Here is a 20,613-nt window from a genome sequence, read left to right on the forward strand (position 1 = left end):
GATATTTCATGTCGGCACAAACAGCAAGCCGCCCGAGGAGACACCCCATGAGCCTGCCCAGCGACGTACCCGCACTTGGCGAGACCTTCAACTTCGCCCAGCACCTGCTCGAAGCCAATGCCGGACGCTCCGACAAGGCGGCTTTTGTTGATGACCACGGCAGCCTGACCTATGGCGAGCTGGCAAGCCGCGTGCAGCAGATGGCCAGCGCCCTGCTGGCGCTTGGCGTCAAACGCGAGGAGCGCGTGCTGCTGCTCATGCACGACAACAACCACTGGCCGGTGAGCTTTCTGGGCGCGATGTACGCCGGTATCGTGCCGGTGGCCGTCAACACGCTGCTCACGGCTGACGACTACGCCTACATGCTGGAGCACTCGCGCGCGCAGGCGGTGCTGGTCTCGGGCGCGCTGTTGCCCATGCTCACGGCGGCGCTGGTGAAGTCGGACCACGAGGTAAAGAAGGTCATCGTCTCGCACCCGCAAGCGCCACTGCATCCGGCAGAGGCTGACTTCGAAGCCTGTTTGCATCTGCACTCGCCCGCCGCCCGGCCCGCAGCCACCAGTCCCGACCATCCCGGCTTCTGGCTCTATTCATCGGGCTCCACCGGCCGCCCCAAGGGCACGGTGCATTCGCACGGCAACCCCTACTGGACGGCCGAGCTCTACGGCAAGCGGGTGCTGGGCCTGCGCGAAGACGACGTGTGTTTCTCCGCCGCCAAGCTGTTCTTCGCCTACGGTCTGGGCAATGCCCTGACCTTCCCGATGGCGGTGGGCGCCACCACGCTGCTGATGGCCGAGCGGCCCACACCAGAGGCGGTATTCAAGCGCTGGACCGGTGGCGTCGCCAGCTTGAAACCGACGGTGTTTTACGGCGCGCCCACCGGCTTTGCCGGCATGCTGGCCCACCCGGCCTTGCCGGCGAAGGGCGCGGTGGCGATGCGGCTGGTGTCATCGGCGGGCGAGGCCTTGCCGGCGGAGCTGGGTGAGCGGTTCAAGGCCCACTTTGGCGTGGACATCGTCGACGGCATCGGCTCCACCGAAATGCTGCACATCTTTCTATCCAACCGACCCGAGCGGGTTCGCTACGGCAGCACCGGCTGGCCGGTGCCCGGCTATGAGATCGAACTGCGTGGCGACGACGGGCAACTCCTGCCCCTGAAAGATGACGGCTCCAGCGAACCGGGCGACCTCTACATCCAGGGACCCTCGGCCGCCATGATGTATTGGGGCAACGTGGACAAAACACGCGACACCTTTCAGGGCGGCTGGACCAAGAGCGGCGACAAATACATCCGCAACGCCGACGGCAGCTACACCTACGGTGGACGCAGCGACGACATGCTCAAGGTCAGCGGCATCTACGTGAGCCCGTTCGAGGTCGAGGCCACGCTGGTGCAGCACCCGTCGGTGCTGGAGGCCGCGGTGATCGGCGTGATCGACGCCGATGGTCTGACCAAGACCAAGGCCTTTGTCGTGCTCAAGGACGGTGAGCATGCGGATGAGACCACGCTGAAAAATTTCGTGAAAGACAAGCTGGCGCCCTACAAATACCCGCGCCAGATTGCTTTCGTAGACGACCTGCCCAAGACAGCCACCGGCAAGATCCAGCGCTTCAAGCTGCGCGAGCAGGAGGCCGGCAGCGCATGACGGCCGCCGAAGCCGGCGCTTCGGACCTGTGCGCTGTGGCCTGGCGGGGACGCACGGTGCAGATCGAACACCAGTGGATCGCCCCCGAGCGCAATGAGGCACCCCTGATGGTGTTTCTGCACGAAGGCCTGGGCTCAGTCTCGATGTGGCGCGACTTTCCGGCCAGGCTGTGTGACGCACTCGGCTGGCGCGGCCTGGTCTATTCGCGCCCGGGCTATGGCCGCTCCACGCCGCGCGCATCCGACGAACACTGGGCACCCGACTTCATGCACCAGCAGGCGCTGGAGGTCTTGCCCGCACTGTTCGATGCGCTCGGCATCGACTGCAGGCGAGAGCCTACCTGGCTGTTCGGCCACAGCGATGGTGGCTCCATCTCTCTCATCCATGCCGCGCACTTCTCCGAACGAGTGGCAGGGAGCATCGTGGTGGCGCCGCACATTTTTGTAGAAGACATGTCGGTGCGCAGCATCGAAGCCGCCCGCCTCGCCTTTGAGCAAGGCGATTTGCGCACGCGCCTCGCGCGCCACCACGACGACCCGGACTCGGCCTTCCGGGGCTGGAACGGCGCGTGGCTCTCGCCCGAGTTTCGCAGCTGGTCGCTGACAGCCGAGTTGCCTCGACTCAGCTGTCCGCTGCTGGCGGTGCAGGGCGAGAACGATGAGTACGGCACACTGGAGCAGATCCGCGGCATCGCCCGCGCCGCGCCGCAAACCGAATTGCTGGAGATGCCCCACTGCGGCCACTCACCGCACCGCGACCAGCCACAAGCGCTGATCGCCGCGGTGCAGCGCTTTGTCCACCCGGGTTGATCAGCCCAGGGTGATCTTGGCGAAGTTGGCCACTCGCTTCCACTTGGCCGCGTCGGCCGCCATGAACTCGCCCATGGCCTTGGCGTTGAGGAAGCCCACATCGGCCCCGCGCGACTCCATCGCCTGGGTCACGTCGGCCATGGCCAACACCTTTTCCAGCGCCTTTTCCACGCGGCTCATCACGTCGGCGGGTGTGCCCGCGGGGGCGGCCACGCCGTAGAAAGAGCTGACGTCAAAATCGCTCACACCAGCCTCGATCAGCGTGGGCACGTTGGGTAGCGCCTTGCTGCGCTGGCGGGTGGTCACGGCCAGGGCCTTGACGGTGTTGCCCTGAATCTGGCCCAGAGCCGACGGCAGGTTCTCAAACATCATGTCGACCTCGCCGGCGATCAGGCCAGTGATGGCCGCCGCCGCGCCGCGGTAGGGGATGTGGGTGATGAAGGCGCCGGTGCTGCTCTTGAACAGCTCAGCGCTCAGGTGCAGCGAGGTACCGTTGCCGTTGGAGGCGTAGTTCATCCTGCCCGGGGCCTGCTTGGCGCGGGCGATGACGTCGCTCACGCTGTTGATGCCCGACTTCGGGTTGACCAGCATCACATTGGGCACGCGGCCCAGCAGGGACACCGGCACGATCTGCTCCGGCTTGTAAGGCAGCGAGGCATACAGCGCCGGGCTGATGGTGAGCGGCGGCGAGGCCATGAGGAAGGTGTAGCCGTCCGGCTGGGCGCGCGCCACGTCGGCCGCGCCCACGTTGCCGCCCGAGCCGGGCTTGTTCTCGATCACCACCGGCTGACCCAGCTCCTGGGCCAGTTTCGGGCCGATCAGTCGGGCCATGTTGTCGATCAGGCCCCCGGGCGGGAATGGCACCACCAGGCGGATCGGGCGTGCCGGCCAGGCCTGGGCCAGCGCCAGACTGGGAGCGGCCAGGGCCGCGCCACCGATCAACAGAGCCTGGCGGCGGGACAAGGCGTTCAAAGACAGCTTCATGGGAACCTCAAGAGAGATGGAAAGGTGAACCGGCGACGGCCCTTGGCAGTCTCCACCGGAGCGACGGACAGGCGCTGGACGACACGCACGCCAGCGAACAAGTTGTGCAGTCATCATACAAGTTAAGCCTGCCTGACAAGACCGGGTTTTCCCCCGCTCGAAGGCGCATTGCCCTCGTCACTCGCGCCCGTGAAAGATGTGGACTAGGCGGCCGGTCCGCTGCCGGCTGCCGCGGTGAGCGCGCTGGCCAGGCGGTCACCCTCTTGTTGCCAGAACGCCGGATCGGCCTGCTGGATGCGGGCAATGGCGTTGTCCATGTGGCGGGTCGCTGCGCGGCGCGCGCGGGCCGCGTCGCCCGCTTCGATGGCCTGGGCAATGGCTTCGTGCTCGGCGTGCACCTGGCGCGCAAAGTCGCGCCGCCGGGCTTCGTTGGCGCGCGTCACTCGCGTCACGCCACGCAAGAACTGCCGCAGGTAGTCCAGCGTGCTGATCAAAAACGGGTTCTGGGCCGCCAGCGCGATCGCGCGGTGGTAGGCCACGTCCTGCTCGGCACCGTCGCCGCCGTCGCGCACCGCCTCGTCCAGCGCCTGCATCGCCTGGCGAATGCCTTGCAGGTCGGCCTCGCTGCGCCGCTGCGCGGCCAGCGCCGCCACCTCGGCTTCCAGCCCGCGGCGAACCTCCACCATCTGCACCACCGCCTGCAGCGACTGCGCCGAGCGCGCATCGAAGCTGAGCGGCACACAGGCCACATCCACCACGAACACGCCACTGCCCTGGCGCGACGTCACCAGCCCCTGCGACTTGAGCCGCGTGACCGCCTCGCGCACCACGGTACGGCTCACGCCGTAGGCCGTCGCCAGCGCGGCTTCGGTCGGCAGCCGCCCACCCGGCGCGATGCGGCCCGAGCGGATTTCGTCAGAGAGTTGGGATGCCACCCGCTCGGACAAGCGGGTCGCCGGGGCCATCAAGCCGGTGGCGGCAGGCAGAGGAGCAGGTGTACGCATGGCCCCCATTGTCTGTAATCTCGGGCCACCTCGCCCAACTGACTGCGCACACGCCATGAATGCCCCTCTCACCCTGCCCTCACCGCTCCTCGATCTGCTGCGCCATTGGGGCCCTCGCTGGCAAACCGAACTGCCCGCCGCGCGCGACGCGATGTTCCCCGCCTACGCCGCCTTGCTTCCCGCCTCTGCGCCCGCTGGCGTGCAGGTGCACTTGGACCTCCCTTACGGCGCCGATCCGAGGCAGGTGCTCGATGTCTATGCGCCCCCCCGCGCGACACAGGCCAGGCCGGTGATGATGTTCGTTCACGGCGGCGGCTTTGTGCGCGGCGACAAAGACCAGGGCGGCGGCCTGTTTGCCAACGTGCTGCACGAGTTCGCAGCCGTTGGGTGGCTGGGCATCAACGTCGAATACCGGCTCGCCCCCCATGCCACATGGCCGGCGGGCGCCGAGGACGTGCGCGACGCCCTGAAGTGGGTGCACGACCACGCGGCAGAACAGGGTGGCGACCCGCGGCGCATCTTCTTGTTTGCCCATTCCGCAGGCTGCGCCCACGTCGCCAGCGCCGTGTGGGACGAGCGCCTGCGCCCTGCTGGCCACGCCCTGCCCTTGGCCGGCCTCATCCTCGCCAGCCCGCGTGTGCGCGCCGATCTGCGACCCGACAACATCAACGCCGCCGGCGTCGCCGCCTACTTCGGCAACGATCCCGCCCAGTTCGATGACCGCGCACCGCTGTTGCATGCCAGGCCCGACGCCCCGCCCACTTTCGTGGCACTGGCCCAGTACGAGAACCCGCTGATCGACGTCTATGCGCTGGAGCTCGCGCACCACCTGGCGCAGATCCACGACACCCGAGGCGGCCCCATGCCCCGCGTGCTGCAGCTGCCCGATCACAACCACTACAGCGTGATGGCGCAGTTCAACACCCCGCACAACCGGCTGGGGGCTGAAATTCGCGACTGGTGCGCGCGGGTGGAACGGGGGGAGTTTGCCGGGAAGTCGAGCGATTGAACTTCGACCGGCTCAGGGACAAGGCCGACTCCGTGCCTTTCCCCTGCTTGGGTCGGGCAATCGAGAGGGCTTCACACCGTCAAAAGCGGCACATCCACGACAGTGCCGTCGTGCAAGCAAGCGTGTCGGGGTTGCGCCAAAACAAAGCCTTCACACATGCCGCCAGCCCCGCTGTGTCACACACCCAGCTGGTCTCGCATCTGGTACCAGAGCGCACCGATGGCGGTGAACGGCACGCGCAGCGCGCGACCACCCGGGAATGGGTGGTGCGGCAGGCGCGCAAAGGCGCCGAAACGGCTGGCGTCGCCCTTGAGTGCTTCGGCCAACACGCGCCCGATCAGGTGCGTGAAGGTGATGCCGTGGCCAGAGCAGCCTTGCGAGTAATAAATGTTGGGCGATAGCGTGCCCACCTGAGGCATGCGCGAGAGCGTGAGGAGGAAATTGCCGGTCCAGCCGAACTCGATGCCCACGTTTTGCAGCTGCGGAAAGGTCTTGAGCATCTGCGGCCGGATCAGCGACTTCACCTCCTTGGGATCTCGCGCACCGTAGACCACGCCGCCACCGTAGATCAGGCGCTTGTCGGCCGAGAGCCTGAAGTAGTCGAGCAGGAAGTTGTTATCTTCCACACAGTGGTCGGACGGGATCAGTTCATCGGCCAGCGCCCCCAGCGGCTCGGTGGCGATCATCTGCGTGCCGCAGGGCATGGACTTGGCGACCAGCGCCGGCTCCAGGTCGCCGATGTAGGCGTTGCAGGCCACGATCACATACCGCGCACGCACCTGACCCTGCGTGGTGCGCACCACGGCTGGTTCGCCGCGCTCAATCTTCACCACCTCGCAGTGCTCGTAGATGCGACCGCCTAGGCTCTCCAACGCGGCGGCCTCACCCAGCGCCAGGTTGAGCGGGTGGAAGTGCCCGCCGGTGGGGTCGATGAGCAAGGCGCTGTAGCGATCGGTGTTCACCCACTGGCGCACCTCGTCCGGGCTGTCCACCAGGGTCAGCCCCGGGTGGCCCCAGCGCTCCCAAAGCGCCTTCTGCTCGATCAGCCCTTTGGCCTTGCGCGGGCTGATGGCGGAGAAGATGCCGCCGTCTTTCAAGTCGCAATCGATGCTGTATTTGGCGACGCGCTCGCGAATGACCTGTGCACCCTCGAACATCATGCGAGCGAGTGGCTCGGCCACGGCATGGCCGTAGCTGCGTTCGATCACGTCGATGTCGCGCGAGAAGCTGTGCACGATCTGACCGCCGTTGCGCCCGGACGCCCCCCAGCCCACCCGCGCCCGCTCCAGGATCACCACCTTCATGCCGGCCTCGGCCAGCGCAATGCCGGCAGACAGGCCGGTATAACCACCGCCCACGATGCATGCGTCGGCTTCGATGTTGTCCTGCAGGCTGGGGCGCTCGGGCGCCGCGTTGGCTGAGTGGGCGTAATACGACGGGGCGTGGCCTGTGTTGTCGTGGGCAGTGGCGACCATGGGTTCTCCGGAAATCATTGGGCAATGTGGCCTGGCGGGACGAGCTGAATGAGGCGTTCCGCCTGGCGATGGGGCAGTATGGTCGCAAGCGGTGGCCTCAGACGGGGCCACTGAGCACGCAAGTCAGACACCCACTGGCCCCAGACAAGCGCGCGACCGGCCCTAGGCGAAAAATCAGCGACCATGGGGCCTAGGAGACTCCATGACCACACCCGCACGCGCCTTCGGCACCCATGCCGCCACCCAGCCCCTCGGCCTGTTCCACTTTGTCCGCCGCGACCCACGCGCCGACGACGTGGTGATCGACATCCTTTTCTGCGGCGTCTGCCACACCGACATCCACCACTCCCGCGACGACTGGGGCCGGGCCAACTACCCCATGGTGCCGGGGCACGAGATCGTCGGGCGTGTGAGCCGCGTGGGCGAAGCCGTCACCCGCTTCCAGCCAGGTGATCTGGTGGGCGTGGGCTGCATGGTGGATTCGTGCCGCACCTGCGCCGCCTGCGGCAAGGGCTGGGAGCAATACTGCGAGAGCGGGTCCACCTTCACCTACAACGGCGTCGACCGCCAGGACGGCACCCCCACCTACGGCGGCTACTCCGACCACGTGGTGGTGGCGCAAGACTTCGTGTTGAAGATGCCCGAAGGTCTGGATCCGGCGGGCGCTGCGCCCCTGCTGTGCGCCGGCATCACCACCTACTCGCCACTGCGCCACTGGCAGGTGGGACCGGGCAGCCGCGTGGCGGTGGTGGGCCTGGGCGGCCTGGGCCACATGGCGATCAAGCTGGCCAAGGCCATGGGCGCCGAGGTCACGCTGTTCACCCGCTCGGCGAGCAAGGAGGCCGATGCGCGCCGGCTCGGGGCCGACCAAATCGTGCTTTCCGGCGACGCCGAGCAGATGATCGCGGCCGCCAACCGGTTCGAGCTCATCATCGACACCGTGCCCTACGCGCACGACCTCAACCTCTACGTGCCCACGCTGGCCACCGGCGGCACGCTGGTGCTGGTGGGTTTTCTGGGCCCGATCGATCCGGCCCTCAACACCGGGCCGATGGTGCTCAGGCGCAAGGCGGTCGCCGGCTCGCTCATCGGCGGCATCGCCGAAACGCAGGCCATGCTCGACTTCTGCGGCCAGCACGGCATCACGGCCGACGTCGAGATGATCCCCATCCAGCAGATCAACGAAGCCTACGAGCGCATGCTCAGGAGCGACGTGAAGTACCGCTTCGTGATCGACATGGCGTCGCTGAAAGCCATCGCCTGAAGCCTTAAACAGGCCTGCTGATGCAGGCCTGTTTGGGGGCTAGAAGCTGAGGCGCATTTCCCCGGCCAGCCCGTGGCTGCGGAAGCCTTCGCGCACCTCGAACTGGTAGCGCAACGCGGCCATCCATCCGGCCTGGTCCACATAGCTCAGCGAGGCGCCCAACTTTGCGCCGTTGCGAGCGGCTGGCAGCCCGGGTATTGCAAAGGCGTTGCCCAACGCACCGTCGTACGAAGCTGACAGCGTCCGGTCATCAATCGCAAAATCATGCAGCCACGCAGCCGTCAAGCCCACCACCAGATCCCCGTTGCCCGCGGCGCTGGCGTGCTCGGCGCGAAAGCCCAGCTCAGCATTCAGGGTGTCCGTGTTCTTGCCCGCCATCAGCAGGCTAAGACCACCTGCGCCGGTTTCGCTGAAGGCCTCCTCGCGGATCGAGGCCAAGCGCGCAGCGGCATAGGGACCGCGGCTCCAGTTGCCCGACGGAGACATGAATCCCGCCTCCAGGTCCGCCGCCACGGTCTTGCCGCTGTGCTGGCTGACTGCCACCCGGCTGATGCCGCCCACGATCACAGTGCGACTCTGCTCGTACTTCACGTTGCCATAGGAAAGAATGCCCTGCACGTACTGGCCGTCCTTGTCCCAGCTGCCATACAGTGAGAGCGCGTGGTTCCCGATTTCGCCCCGGGCGCTTTGCCCGTTGAAGTCCAGCCGGGTGCGCGCGTAGCCGAATGCGGCGCCCACCACCGAGTGCTCGCCCAGTGCCTGGTCGTAGCCCACGGTGAGACCGTTAGAGCGCAGCTTGAACCCCGTGAAGCCACCCGCCTCATCGGCCTGGGTACCCGTTTTGCCGAACGGCTCAAGCCACAGCCCATGCCGGGGGGCAACGGCCTTGCTGGCACCATCCATGAGCGAATTGACATCGCCGGTGGCGGCCAGAACAACCGGCACGAAGGCATCAGCCGAGCGCGTCGCACCCGAGCGCGAGGTGCGCAGCCCACCCAGGCGGGAGGACAGCTGGCTGCTGTTGGCGTCAAGACCGATGGAGGTGGCCCGCGTCACACTGTCGTGCGCCTCCGGGCCCAGGGTCTTGAGCGCGTTGCCGACCGACTGGGCATCGGGCAAGGATTGCAGTTCGATCAACACGCTTTGAAGGTCGGCCGACATCGACGCGGGATCGATGCCGCTGAGCACGCCACCCACGACCGAGGTGGTGCCGGGCGCCAGCACGGCATCAAAAGCCTGGGCCGTGACCTGCAGTTGCGCGGCATTGGCGGTGTAGTCCAGACCGTAGCTGAGCACGGCGGTCGCCGTGGGCAGGTTCGCGGTCGAGAAGTTGCCGCTCAAGCCGCCGTCGGCGGTAACGAGCGCAAAGCTGTGCGCGCCTGGCTGCAGCACGACGCGGTTGACGATGCCCACATTGACCGCGCCCGCGAGCTGTGCGTTGCCCGTGACCGTCATGCTGTCCGCGGTGAGGGAAGCCAGGTCCAGATCCACCGCATAGACACCCGTTGAGGCCTGGAAATAATTACCCACGACAGCAGTGCGCTGCACCACACCCATGCCGCCCGGGGCGATCGTGCCCTGGTTGCGCAGCAGGTTGCCCGCGCCCAGTGCCACGTTGCTGCCCGAATTGAACAGGCCGGTGGTGCCGTTGTTGAAGGCGTTGCTGCCCGTGCCAAGGTCGACCGAACCGGTGACCAATTCGAAGTTGTCCACGCGCTCATTGCCCACCTCACCCCGCACAGCCAGTCCGCTGAGCGCGGCGATGCTGCCGCGGTTGGTCAGCACATTGTTGTTGCCGTCCATGAAGGCCACGCCGGCGCCCACGCCGCTGCCGCCGTTGACCGAACCGCCCTCGACGTTGATGGTGATGTTGCCCGCCGACTCTGCGCCTATGGACTGGGCCAGGATGCCGATGGCGTTCAGGCCCGAGGTGGTGACGTTGCCATTGAGCGTCACGTTCACTGCGCCGCCTTTGCCGTTGAAGTCGTGGGTCAGGCCGGTGTCAAAGAAACCACCCGAGTTGGGGGCGTCGAAGGGGTTGAAATCGACCCAGACCTTCTTGACCATGGAGCCGGCCGTGCCAGCGGCGCTTTGCGCCACGATGCCGTGGGCTATGGCGCCCGAGGTCGTGATGTCGCCGGTCTGCTGCACATCCACCACACCGGCCGAGCCCAGGCCGCCGGTGCTGCCGTAGAACACCTTGCTGATGCCGAAATTGCCCGGATCGCCCGCCGCGCCGCCGCCGCCGCCCACGCTGTGCGCGAAGATACCGTAGGCGCCCAGGCCGTGGGTGGTGATGGCCGACCCGCTGACCACCGCCACATCGCCGCCGTTGCCGCCGTTGCCACCGCCCCGGCCAAACCCCAGGCCCAGCCCGAAGGTGGTTTCGCTCAGAGCGCTGGGCAACACTTCGCCCAGCGCCACAGGAATGGCCAAGCGGTTCACGTTGCCGGCCACACCGCCGCCACCGCCCACGCTCTCTGCCCAGACGGCGTGCGCGCCGCTGCCCGAGGTGGTGATGGCGCCCGAGGTGGCGACGGTCACGGTGCCACCATTGCCGGCCGACCCTGCTGCGCCGCCCACGCCCACCTTGCCGGTGGCGCCCGAATTCGCAGCCCCGCCGTTCCCCGAAGCCACCAGCAGGCCGTCGATGATGGCGTAACCACCGCCACCGCCCACGCTGTGCGCGAAGATGCCGTAGCCGCCCTCGCGCGTCTGCTCCACCGCCTCGTCTTCATTGATCACGTACACGCTGCCGTGCGTGGTGAGGGCGCCGGTGTTCTGAATGCGGACTTCGCCGCCATTGCCGCTGGCGCCGCCGTTGCCACCGACCTGGACGTTCATGTCCTGCACCTTGCCGATGCGTCCACCCGCCAGTTCGGCAACACCGAGGGCCACGTCGACTTCGGTGATGCCCAGCCCCTTGGTGCCGCTACCGCCGTTGCCGCCACCGCCGCCAATGCTTTCGGCCATGATGCCGTTGGCACCCGCGCGCTGCGTGGTGATCGTGCCCGAGTTGATGACGTGCACCAGGTTGCCGTCGCTGGCGCCACCGCCGTTGCCGCCCACGGCCACCTGCACATTGATGTTGTTTGCCTCGTTGGCCTTGGCCGTTTTCTTGCAGGCTTTGTCGAACCCGCACGGCTGGTCCAGCACCATCGACAAGGTGTTGGCCTTGCCACCGTCACCGCCGCCGCCGCCGATGCTCTGGGCGTAAATGCCGTGGGCGCCGTAACCCGTGGTGGCCACCGCCTTCTGGCTGCTGACGGTGACCACGCCACCGTTGTTGCCCTCGCCACCCTTGCCGCCAATGGCGGTGCTAAGGTTGATGGTCTGGGCCTTGGCGGTGCCGGACGCACCGATCAGCGCCGTCAGGCTGTTGCCGCCCGAGCCACCGCCGCCGCCCACGCTTTCGGCATAAATGCCGTGGGCGTTGTCGCCGCTGGTGTTGAGGCCAGCGTTGTTGAGCACGCTGGCCGCGCCGCCCACGTTGCCGTTGCCGCCGCCGCCGCCCAGGCTGAAGGCGAGGTTGATCCGGCGATCTTGCGGGTTCTCGCTGCCGAAGGCCAGCGCGCCCGCCGCGCTGAAACCGCCGCTGCCGCCGTTGCCGCCGATGCTCTGGGCATGGATGGCGCTGGCGTCTTCACCGGTGGTGCTGATCACACCGTTGTTGAGCACCAGGACCTGCGCGCCCAAGCCGCCGTCGCCGCCACCGCCGCCAAACGAGGCTTCGATGTTCTTGGCCGCGCCGCTGAAGCTCAGGCCGCCAGCCACGCTGAAGCCGCCATTGCCACCGTTGCCGCCGATGCTGCTGGCGTCAATGCCCTTGGCGTTTTGTCCCGCGGTGGTGATGGTGCCGCGGTTGGACACCAGCACCAAAGCGGCCTGTGCGCCCGCGCCACCGTCGCCACCGAAGCTCGCGTTGATGCCGCCCTTGCTGGTCAGGCCGCCAGCCACGCTGAAGCCGCCATTGCCGCCGTTGCCGGCCAGGCTCTGGGCAAAAATGCCCGAGGCGTCGGTGCCGCGGGTGTTGATGACAGCCTCGCTGACCACCCAGACTTCACCGCTGGTGGCGCCGTTGCCGCCCGTGCCGCCCTTGCTGAAGCTGATGCTGCCGGAATCCTTGCTCATGCCGCCGGCCACGCTGAAACCGCCCGCGCCACCGGTGCCACCCTGGCTAACGGCCTGAATGCCCGACGACCCTTTGCCTTCGGTCGTGATGTTGCCCGCAATCGGTGCCACACCGGTGCCCACGTTGACCGCGCCACCCGTGCCGCCGTCGCCACCGGCGCCGCCAATGCTCACGTTGACCGTCGGCCCGGCTGAAAACCCACCGGCCACGCTGAAGCCGCCCACGCCGCCACCGCCACCCACGCTTTGTGCCAAGATACCGTAGGAGCTGATTTCTTTGGTGGTGATGTCGGCCGCGCTGAACACGTCGACCGCGCCACCGATGCCGCCAGCGCCGGCGCTGCCACCCAGGCTGAACGTGAAGGCCCCGGCCTTGGCCGCGCCCGCCGCGATGCTGAAGCCGCCGTCGCCGCCACCACCGCCCACGCTCACCGCCTTGATGCCCGCAGAGCGCTCCTGGTAGGTCTTGATGGTGCCGGTGACCTGTTCCGTTTCCAGGCCCACCGCCACCGCGCCACCGGTACCGCCTGCGGAACCTGAGCCACCAATGCTGACGCCAAAGCTGTAGCCGAGCGACGCCGATGCCGCAATGCTGAAGCCCCCATTGCCGCCGCCGCCGCCCACGCTGGACGCCTGAATGCCCGCCGCGTCATCGGCAAAAGTGGCAATGCTGCTGGCGCTGCGCACCTGGACCGCGCCCCCGTTGCCGCCACCCGCGCCGTCGCCGCCCAGCGCCACGCTGAACGAAAACTCTTTGCCGGCGGCGGCGCTGATGGCAAAGCCGCCATCGCCACCGCCACCGCCCACGCTCTGCGCAAAAATGGCGGCCGACCGGTCGCCCGTGGTCGTGATCGAGCCGGTGCCGCTTTGCACGTCCACCGCACCACCATCGCCGCCTGCGCCGCCGCGGCCACCGATCCCCAAGCTGATGTAAGGGCCTACAGCCACGCTGTCACCGCCCTGGCCACCGCCGCCGCCCACACTTTGTGCGTAAATGGCAGCGGCATCCGCCAGACCGGTGTTGAGCGTCTGGCTGTTGTTGCGCACCGTCACCTGCCCACCGTTGCCCCCGCCCGAGGCACTGCCGCCAATGGAGAGCAAGCCCAGGCTCATGCCGCCACTGCCACCACCGCCGCCCACGCTCTGGGCGAAGATGGCGTTGGCGCCGTAATTCGTGGTCCGGATGTTGCCGGTGTTGTCCACCGTGACCTGGCCGCCCTTGCCCAGATCGACCGCGCCACCGGGCCAGCACAAGGCACCGGCCAGTACGCAGGTGGTCCCCACACCTCCGCCACTGCCACCCAGGGATGCCAGGCCAAACGTGTCACCACCATTGCCACCGACGCCGCCCACGCTGTGGGCGTAGATGCCACGCGACCAAATGCCCCCGGTGGTGATGGCGCCGCTGTTCGTCACCTTCACTTCACCGCCGTTGCCACCGGCCAGACCGTTGCCACCCAGCGATGACAGCAAGTTGTCGCTGTCGCCGCCATTGCCGCCGCCACCGCCCACGCTGTTGGCGTAAATGCCGTGCGCGAAGTGGTTGGTCGTGGTGATGGTGCCACGGGTCGTGATGTCCACCAGACCCCCGTCGCCGCCACCGCCGCCGTCGGTTCCGTATCCGAACAGACCGAGCTGGCTGATGCTGCCCCCAGCACCGCCCCGCCCACCCAGGCTTTGCGCGTAGACGCCGTAGGCACCAATGCCTGAGGTATGGATCTGGCTGAGCGAGAAGGTGACCACACCCACCTTGCCACCCGCCTGGGTGCCGCCACCGCTGGGGCTTGTGAAGCACAGGCCGCCGCAGCTCCCTGCTTGGCCGCCGCTCCCGCCCCAGCTCACCGCGCGAATACCGGCCGACTTCGCGCCGGTGGTGGTGATCGTGCCGCCTGCCAGAGCCACATTGACTTCGCCGCCATAGCTGCCCAGGCCGCCGCGCCCCGGTGAGCCGGCCACATAGGCGCCACCACCGTCGCCGCCATCGCCGCCGATGCTCGCGGCCAGGATGCCGTTGGAAAGGTCCCCCGAGGTGGTGATGTCGCCAAAGTTCACCACCTTCACCGCGCCACCGGCCGCGCCATTCCCGCCATGACCAGAGTTGGCGCCCGCACCGCCGCCGCCGTCTCCGCCGCTGCCGCCCACGCTCAGCGCTGCGATGCCCTGCTGGCCCGAGGTGACGATGGAGCCGCCACTGCGCCGGACCGTGATCGGGGTCGGCGTACCACCGGGATCTCCGTTCTGCCATGCGCCGCCATCGGGCCCGTCTAAGCCGCTGCTGTAAAGAAAGACGCCTGGCACTCCGGTCGCTGGCCGCAACGTCGTCGTCATTCCCTGGACGACCAGCTCCTGTGAAGAAAAGTACCAGGAAATTGGAAAGGGAAAGCCCTCCACATCCACAAGCCGACGGCCGCCCACGAGTGCATACGGAACGCCAGCCGAGAGATCGCCACTGCAATCAATCGTGTTGATCGAGTCCAGCGTCTCCGTACACCCCGCCTGGGCCGCCGCTCCATGAGTCAGCAGCAGAGCGATGGCGCCGCGGGCGCAACACGTCAGCGCATGGCGTGTGACGCCCGCCGTTGGTGCGGTGGCAGCCCAAGCAACATGGACCGAACTGGATTTTTTTGAAACTGGCATCTGCACCCCTGATGGCGTTCTAGAAGAGTCCATGCGCCAATCAGGGGCCTTGGGAGGGCTGCGCCTTTGCTGACGCCGCTTACCAAGCCCGGACAACACAGGCAACCCGAATGCTTCAAACAGGTCAGCGCGAGAAACGGGACTGGATCCCGATCAATCAGCCAACACAGACGGGGCATTCAAGCCCTGAAACTGTTCACCGCAATCTGAACTGCGGACACACAAGGTAACATGTGTAACAGGGATGCTCCCCTGGGTAATTGCGGACTTGCCGAATCCGCGATTCAGAGGGAGGAATCGACACCCACCACTTCACCGAGCGCTGCGCGCGCTGAAGCGGTGGCCCGTGCAGGTAAGTTCAAGCCATCAGTCCCGCGACCCGCTCGCGCAGGCCTTCGGGCGTGACCGCAGACGCCGCCACCGGCGCATCCACGTTCAAGCCTACCCGGTTGAACAGCCCGCGGCGAAACGGCCGCACCATGGCGGTAGGCTCCCCGTCGCGCGCTTCCACCCGGCTGAAAAACGAGCCCCACAGGTTGGTGAGCGCCATGGGGATCACCGGGGGCTGCACGCCATCGGCCTGGGCGCGCTCCAGTATTTTCATGATGCCGGCCTTGAAAGGCTGCAGCGTGCCGTCGCGGGTGATGCCGCCTTCGGGGAAGATGGCCAGCAGGTCGCCCTCTCGCAGCACCTGGGCAGCGGCGTCGAACGCGGCTTCGTAGGCCGCCGGGTCTTCTTTCTGCGGCGCGATCGGGATCGCCTTGGCCAACTTGAACAACCAGCCGAGCACCGGCACCTTGAAGATGCGGTGGTCCATGATGAAGCGGATCGGGCGCGGACTGGCGGCCATGAGCAGCACCGCGTCGACAAAGCTCACGTGGTTGCACACCAGCACCGCCGCGCCCCTGGTGGGGATGTGCGCGTCGCCGCTGACCTTGAAGCGGTACACCAGCCGCGAGGCGACCCAGGCCACAAAGCGCAGCAGGTACTCGGGCACCAGCAGGAAGATGTAGAACGCCACCACCGCATTCGCCAGCCCCACCAACAGGAACATCTGCGGGATGGTGAAACCGGCCTGGAGCAATGCGCCGGCGATCACCGCGCTGGCGATCATGAACAGAGCATTGAGGATGTTGTTGGCCGCGATGATGCGCGCGCGGTGCGTGGGCTGGCTGCGCATCTGGATCAGCGCGTACATGGGCACGCTGTACAGACCGGCGAACAGGCTGAGCAAGGCCAGATCGGCCAGCACGCGCCAGTGCGCCGCGTCGGCCAGAAAAGCCTCCAGACCCAGGCCACTGGCAGGCGGCAGGCCGCGAGTGGCGAAATAAAGGTCGACCGAAAACACCGTCATGCCGATGGCACCCACTGGCACCAGGCCAATCTCCACATGGCGGCGCGAGAGCACCTCGCACAAGAGCGAGCCGGTGCCGATGCCGATGGAGAACACCACCAGCAGCAGCGAAGCCACCTGCTCGTCGCCATGCAGCACGTCTTTGGCGAAGGCCGGGAACAGGCTCAGAAACACCGCGCCGAAAAACCACATCCAGCTGATGCCGAGCACCGAGCGGAACACCACCGGTGTTTCGTGCGCCAGCTTCAGGTTGGCCCAGGTTTCCGTGATCGGGTTCCAGTTGATCTTGAGGGCCGGGTCCATCGCCGGTGAAGCCGGAATGTAGTGCGCCGCCAGGCGTCCCACGATGGCCAGGCCGACGCAGGTGAAACCCACGTGGTGCGCGCCGATCTCGGGCACCGCAATGATCAGACCGCCCGCCACATTGCCCAGCAAGATCGCCACAAACGTGCCCATCTCCACCATGCCATTGCCGCCGGTGAGCTCTCGCTCGCTCAGGTGCTGCGGCAGGTAGGCAAACTTCACCGGACCGAACACGGTGGACTGCAGGCCCATGAAGAAGATGCTGGCCAGCAGCAGCGGGATGTTCTGCACAAAAAACGCCCAGGCGGCCAGCGCCATGATGCCGATCTCGGCGCGCTTGAGCCACACGATCATGTCGCGCCGGTCGAGCTTGTCGGCCAGCTGGCCGCTGGTGGCCGAGAACAGCAGAAACGGCAGGATGAACAGCGCACCGATCACCAGCCCCGCCAGATCGGCCGGCAGCCACTGCACCTGCAGCTGGTAGGTCACCAGCACGGTGAAGGCGAACTTGAACAGGTTGTCGTTGGCCGCACCGAGAAACTGGGTCCAGAAAAACGGCGCAAACCGGCGCTGCTTCATCAGCGCGAACTGGCCGCCTTCGTGTGCTTGGGCGGCGCTGGCGCCGTGGGTGGCCGCGGCGCTGACGCTGGCTTGGCTCATGGTTGGTTTCTCCGGTGGCTTGATGGGGTGGGTGGTGAAGACCTGGCGAACCGCAGACCCCGCCCATGCTCGCGCATTCTGACGGATGGCCGCGCGCGTGCCAGAGGCGGGCGACGGCGTGGCAGCGGGGTTCGGCCTGGCGGTCGGGCACGACGCACAAGCGTGCTCAGAGCTGGATGACATGCGCCGCAGTCTGCCCGGCAGCGCGGGGATCGGGTCGCTCGATCCGATACAGTGGGCTCATCATCCACCCCGGGTATCGCCATCCGATACCGAAACTGCGTTTCCCCCATGAGCACCACCACCGACCTCGTGACCGCGATCAAAAAGGAGCTCAAGGCCGCGCAGATGACCTACGCCGACCTCGCGCTGGCGCTGGACATGGCTGAGTCCAGCGTCAAGCGCATGCTCGCCAAGGGCGACATGTCGCTCTCGCGGGTCGACGCCATCTGCCGCGCACTCAAGCTCGACTTCGCCGAACTCGCCCGCCGCGTGGCCGACGCGCAGCCCCTGCTCACCGAAATGACCGCCGAGCAGGAGCGCGCGGTGGTGGCCGACAAAAAGCTGCTGCTGGTGGCCATCTGCGTGCTGAGCCAATGGACGCTGGAGCAGATCACCGCGCAGTACCGACTGAGCGAGGCCGAGTGCGTGAAGTACCTGGTGCAGCTGGACCGAATCGGCATCATCGAGCTGCGCGCGCTCAATCGCTACCGTCTCAAACTCGCCAAGACCTTCCGCTGGCGCCCACACGGCGCCGTCATGAACTACTTCCGCGACCACGCCCTGCTCGACTATTTCGCTGGCGGCTTTGACGGCAAGGGCGAAGGCCTGCTGCTGGTGCACGGCTCGGTGAGCCGCACGCTGGCGCCGATGTTCATGGAGCGGTTGCAGCGCGTGGCACAAGATTTTGCGCAGCAGCACCAGACCGACCAGAAGCTGGCCGACAAGGACCGCGAGGGCTACACGCTGGTGCTGGGCATGCGCAGCTGGGAATTTGAAGCCTTCACAGCGATCAGAAGGTGACCCTCGCGCCGCGTCGCGTCGCTCCCCAAGTGGGGCGGCACTGGCGGCTTGGCGGAGCCGATTCCGCGGTGCCTTGGCGGGGCTCGCCTGCTCGGGCTGCGGCGTTGCACCCGCCATGGCCACCGGATCTCCATTGAACGTCGATCGCGCAGGCTGGCATGATGTCGGGCTTGCCCGGGAAATGGGCCTCTCTTCTTTCTGCTCCGCCATGAACGCCATCGCCAACGACACGCCCGACAACGCCGCACCGGCACCCGCCGAGAACCCAGCTTCAGAGTCTGCTGGTGCCGAGCACGCGCCACGCCAGGCCGAAGCCGGCAAGGGTGGCCGCCCTGCGGGGCGCCGCACACAGCGCGCGGCAGGGCCTGCGCCGGCGCGGCATCACCCCTTGCTCGACCAGCTTGCCACGCTTTACCCCGCACTGTTCGGTGAGAACCTGCGCCCGCTCAAGCGGGGCATCTTTGAAGACCTGCTCGCCGCCCACCCCGAGGTGCTCACGCGCGACGAGCTCAAGGCCGCGCTGGCGCAACACGCCCGCTCCAGCCGCTACCTCACCGTGGTGGCCTCGGGCCAGCCGCGTCACGACCTAAGCGGCCAGCCGGTGGAAGACCTCACGCCCGAGCAGGTGCACCACGCGCTGATCGAGGTGTTTCGCCGCCGCGGCGCGCGCAGCCGCGAAGATCTGCGGCCCAAGCTGCGCCAGCGCATCGCGCAGGCGTTTGAAGCCAGTGGCTTGTCGCGCGAGGCCTATGCCGAGCGCGTGAACGGGCGCGACGAGGAGGTGAACCAGATCACCCACGACGCGCTGGAGGCTGCGGTCGGCCAGAGCGCGCGCGATGAAGCCCTGCTGCGCGCCTTCGAAGCCAGCGGCAAGACGCTGGCCGAGTTCGCCGACATGTACGGCTTGCACGTGCTCGACGCCAACCGCACGCTGGAGCGGGCGCGGGCGCGGGCGCGCATCAAACCGCAGACCTGATCCCGCTGAGGTGATGGGGGTGTTCAGGCCGCTTCGACTGGGGCGGTGAACACCGTGAGTACGCCGGTGTAGCCGTAGAGCCGGTGGTGGGCGATCTCACCACCAGCAAAAAAGCCCACCAGGGGCACGTCACCCAGCGCGTGGCGCACGATCTGCATTTCGGCGCTGGGTGCACCAAAGTGCGGACCACCCCGTCCCGCACAGCTGACGTACACCGCACCCACCATGCGCCGCGCGCCCTGCGGCGTGGCATCTGATTCGCTGGCCGACATGGCGGTGGCCAGGGTCATGCCCAGCTCTTCGGGTTCCAGCTCCTCGCGCACCTCGGCGCAAACGCGCATCAGGTCGGCCCGGGCCGCCTGCGCGTGGCGCTCGCAAAACGCCAGGTAGCCGCCTTCAGGCACCCGCTCGGCCACGGCGATGCTGCGGCGCGTGGGGTCCAGGCCGATGATGTGGCGCACCAGCACATCGGCCCCGAACTGGCCCTTCACCCGCAGCGCCGGTCGCGGGCCGGGGCGGTTGCTCGGCTCTTCGGGCTCGCGCAGCCCCACCAGCAGGCTGCGCAGGCGCTCCACGGTTTGTGGCAGGCGGTCGAGCGAGAGCTCGAAACGATCGAGCAACACGTCAAGCGCCGGCTCGCCGTCGAGCCTGAACACCTGGTTGCCCTCGGCCTCGGTGATGCGGCGCTCGCGGTCCACCGGTTGTGCGCCCTGGGTCACCCGCGATACCATGCCGACCGAAGCCGAAAACGCCACGCCGCTGAGCCCGCCTCTGAAGACGCCACTGGCGGCACCTTGGCCGCGCAGCGTGCCGACGCTACCGACCGCGAACTGCGCCACTGCGCCACGGCTGCTCGACAGGCCACCGAACACATAGCCGCTGGTAGTGCGGTCGGCGACCTCGGCGATGAGCTCGGCCACTTCGGGTGTGCCGCCATCGGCATGGACCAGCGCAGTGTGGGCCTCGAAGCCGTCGCTGCCGGCCTCGCGCCCGCTGGCCGACAGCGGCGCCACGCCGCTGAACACGCGGTACTGATCAGGCGCCAGGTCGCACAGCATCACGGCCATGGCAGGCTCGTCGAAATACTCCACGTTGTTGGCCGCGATGCCGACACCCACCGTGCCCGCCCAGTCGGTCACCTCGGGCAGCTCGGCGCTCAGGTGTTCGAGGATGGCCTGAGCCTCATCCGCGTAGTGGTCGGTGATGTAGAGCAGGGCCAGCGGGGGCGATGCGGCGTGATCGGGCAGCGCCATCTGGGCGCGAAGCTGGGCCAGCACCATGGCGGCGGCCATGCGCCACTGCGGGTGCGTGGCGTGGGCGTGAGAAAACAGGTTCATT

12 protein-coding genes are annotated in these 20,613 nt (G+C 67.5%); 6 read left to right on the top strand and 6 right to left on the bottom strand.

Annotated elements, in window-relative coordinates:
* The first annotated feature begins 47 nt into the window (after positions 1-47).
* Positions 48-1,646, top strand: a complete 1,599-nt coding sequence (locus tag GPT34_RS04045) for a benzoate-CoA ligase family protein (protein WP_291009935.1) — start codon at positions 48-50, stop codon at positions 1,644-1,646.
* On the top strand, positions 1,643-2,455 hold the full coding sequence (locus GPT34_RS04050) for an alpha/beta hydrolase (RefSeq protein WP_291009937.1): 813 nt from the start codon (positions 1,643-1,645) through the stop codon (positions 2,453-2,455). Before GPT34_RS04045 ends, GPT34_RS04050 begins: the two co-directional genes overlap by 4 nt.
* Here GPT34_RS04050 and GPT34_RS04055 read toward each other — a convergent pair whose 3' ends face one another.
* Positions 2,456-3,439 (bottom strand): tripartite tricarboxylate transporter substrate binding protein, encoded by a 984-nt coding sequence (locus GPT34_RS04055; protein WP_291009939.1) that lies wholly within the window; start codon positions 3,437-3,439, stop codon positions 2,456-2,458.
* Positions 3,440-3,642: 203 nt separating this feature from the next.
* Positions 3,643-4,443 (bottom strand): FadR/GntR family transcriptional regulator, encoded by an 801-nt coding sequence (locus GPT34_RS04060; RefSeq protein WP_291009941.1) that lies wholly within the window; start codon positions 4,441-4,443, stop codon positions 3,643-3,645.
* 55 nt (positions 4,444-4,498) lie between these two features.
* On the opposite strand from GPT34_RS04060, the gene GPT34_RS04065 reads away from it, so the two are divergent.
* On the top strand, positions 4,499-5,452 hold the full coding sequence (locus tag GPT34_RS04065; RefSeq protein ID WP_291009943.1) for an alpha/beta hydrolase: 954 nt from the start codon (positions 4,499-4,501) through the stop codon (positions 5,450-5,452).
* A gap of 176 nt (positions 5,453-5,628) precedes the next feature.
* Here GPT34_RS04065 and GPT34_RS04070 read toward each other — a convergent pair whose 3' ends face one another.
* Positions 5,629-6,927 carry an FAD-binding oxidoreductase gene (locus tag GPT34_RS04070; protein WP_291009945.1) on the bottom strand — a complete coding sequence of 433 codons (1,299 nt, stop codon included), beginning with the start codon at positions 6,925-6,927 and terminating at the stop codon, positions 5,629-5,631.
* 202 nt (positions 6,928-7,129) lie between these two features.
* Between GPT34_RS04070 and GPT34_RS04075 the strand changes: the two genes are divergently transcribed.
* A complete protein-coding gene (locus GPT34_RS04075) occupies positions 7,130-8,191 on the top strand; it encodes an NAD(P)-dependent alcohol dehydrogenase (protein WP_291009947.1) in 1,062 nt (353 codons plus the stop codon).
* A 39-nt stretch (positions 8,192-8,230) separates the two neighbouring features.
* Here GPT34_RS04075 and GPT34_RS04080 read toward each other — a convergent pair whose 3' ends face one another.
* Positions 8,231-14,650: a hypothetical protein gene (locus GPT34_RS04080; protein ID WP_291009949.1), complete on the bottom strand. Its 6,420-nt coding sequence runs from the start codon at positions 14,648-14,650 to the stop codon at positions 8,231-8,233.
* Between the two features lie 667 nt (positions 14,651-15,317).
* Entirely contained in the window at positions 15,318-17,276 is a 1,959-nt protein-coding gene (locus GPT34_RS04085; protein WP_291009951.1) for an MFS transporter, read from the bottom strand.
* A 291-nt stretch (positions 17,277-17,567) separates the two neighbouring features.
* On the opposite strand from GPT34_RS04085, the gene GPT34_RS04090 reads away from it, so the two are divergent.
* Both GPT34_RS04090 and GPT34_RS04095 read left to right on the top strand, forming a co-directional pair.
* A complete protein-coding gene (locus tag GPT34_RS04090) occupies positions 17,568-18,299 on the top strand; it encodes a helix-turn-helix transcriptional regulator (protein ID WP_291009953.1) in 732 nt (243 codons plus the stop codon).
* 208 nt (positions 18,300-18,507) lie between these two features.
* The gene (locus GPT34_RS04095) at positions 18,508-19,275 is read left to right on the top strand and encodes a ProQ/FinO family protein (RefSeq protein WP_291009955.1); all 768 of its coding nucleotides are present in this window, start codon (positions 18,508-18,510) and stop codon (positions 19,273-19,275) included.
* 23 nt (positions 19,276-19,298) lie between these two features.
* Here GPT34_RS04095 and GPT34_RS04100 read toward each other — a convergent pair whose 3' ends face one another.
* Complete coding sequence (locus GPT34_RS04100; RefSeq protein WP_291009957.1) at positions 19,299-20,612, bottom strand: FIST N-terminal domain-containing protein; 1,314 nt, start codon at positions 20,610-20,612, stop codon at positions 19,299-19,301.
* Position 20,613: the final 1 nt, after the last annotated feature.

Source organism: Hydrogenophaga sp. (assembly GCF_011390835.1).
Classification (GTDB): Bacteria; Pseudomonadota; Gammaproteobacteria; order Burkholderiales; family Burkholderiaceae_C; genus Hydrogenophaga.

Excerpts from the sequence above, each read along its gene's own strand:
- GPT34_RS04095 (WP_291009955.1), top strand. The coding sequence starts at position 18,508 with ATGAACGCCATCGCCAACGACACGCCCGACAACGCCGCACCGGCACCC.
- GPT34_RS04080 (WP_291009949.1), bottom strand. The coding sequence starts at position 14,650 with ATGACGACGACGTTGCGGCCAGCGACCGGAGTGCCAGGCGTCTTTCTT.
- GPT34_RS04055 (WP_291009939.1), bottom strand. The coding sequence starts at position 3,439 with ATGAAGCTGTCTTTGAACGCCTTGTCCCGCCGCCAGGCTCTGTTGATC.
- GPT34_RS04050 (WP_291009937.1), top strand. The coding sequence starts at position 1,643 with ATGACGGCCGCCGAAGCCGGCGCTTCGGACCTGTGCGCTGTGGCCTGG.
- GPT34_RS04065 (WP_291009943.1), top strand. The coding sequence starts at position 4,499 with ATGAATGCCCCTCTCACCCTGCCCTCACCGCTCCTCGATCTGCTGCGC.
- GPT34_RS04100 (WP_291009957.1), bottom strand. The coding sequence starts at position 20,612 with ATGAACCTGTTTTCTCACGCCCACGCCACGCACCCGCAGTGGCGCATG.
- GPT34_RS04085 (WP_291009951.1), bottom strand. The coding sequence starts at position 17,276 with ATGAGCCAAGCCAGCGTCAGCGCCGCGGCCACCCACGGCGCCAGCGCC.
- GPT34_RS04060 (WP_291009941.1), bottom strand. The coding sequence starts at position 4,443 with ATGCGTACACCTGCTCCTCTGCCTGCCGCCACCGGCTTGATGGCCCCG.
- GPT34_RS04075 (WP_291009947.1), top strand. The coding sequence starts at position 7,130 with ATGACCACACCCGCACGCGCCTTCGGCACCCATGCCGCCACCCAGCCC.
- GPT34_RS04090 (WP_291009953.1), top strand. The coding sequence starts at position 17,568 with ATGAGCACCACCACCGACCTCGTGACCGCGATCAAAAAGGAGCTCAAG.
- GPT34_RS04070 (WP_291009945.1), bottom strand. The coding sequence starts at position 6,927 with ATGGTCGCCACTGCCCACGACAACACAGGCCACGCCCCGTCGTATTAC.
- GPT34_RS04045 (WP_291009935.1), top strand. The coding sequence starts at position 48 with ATGAGCCTGCCCAGCGACGTACCCGCACTTGGCGAGACCTTCAACTTC.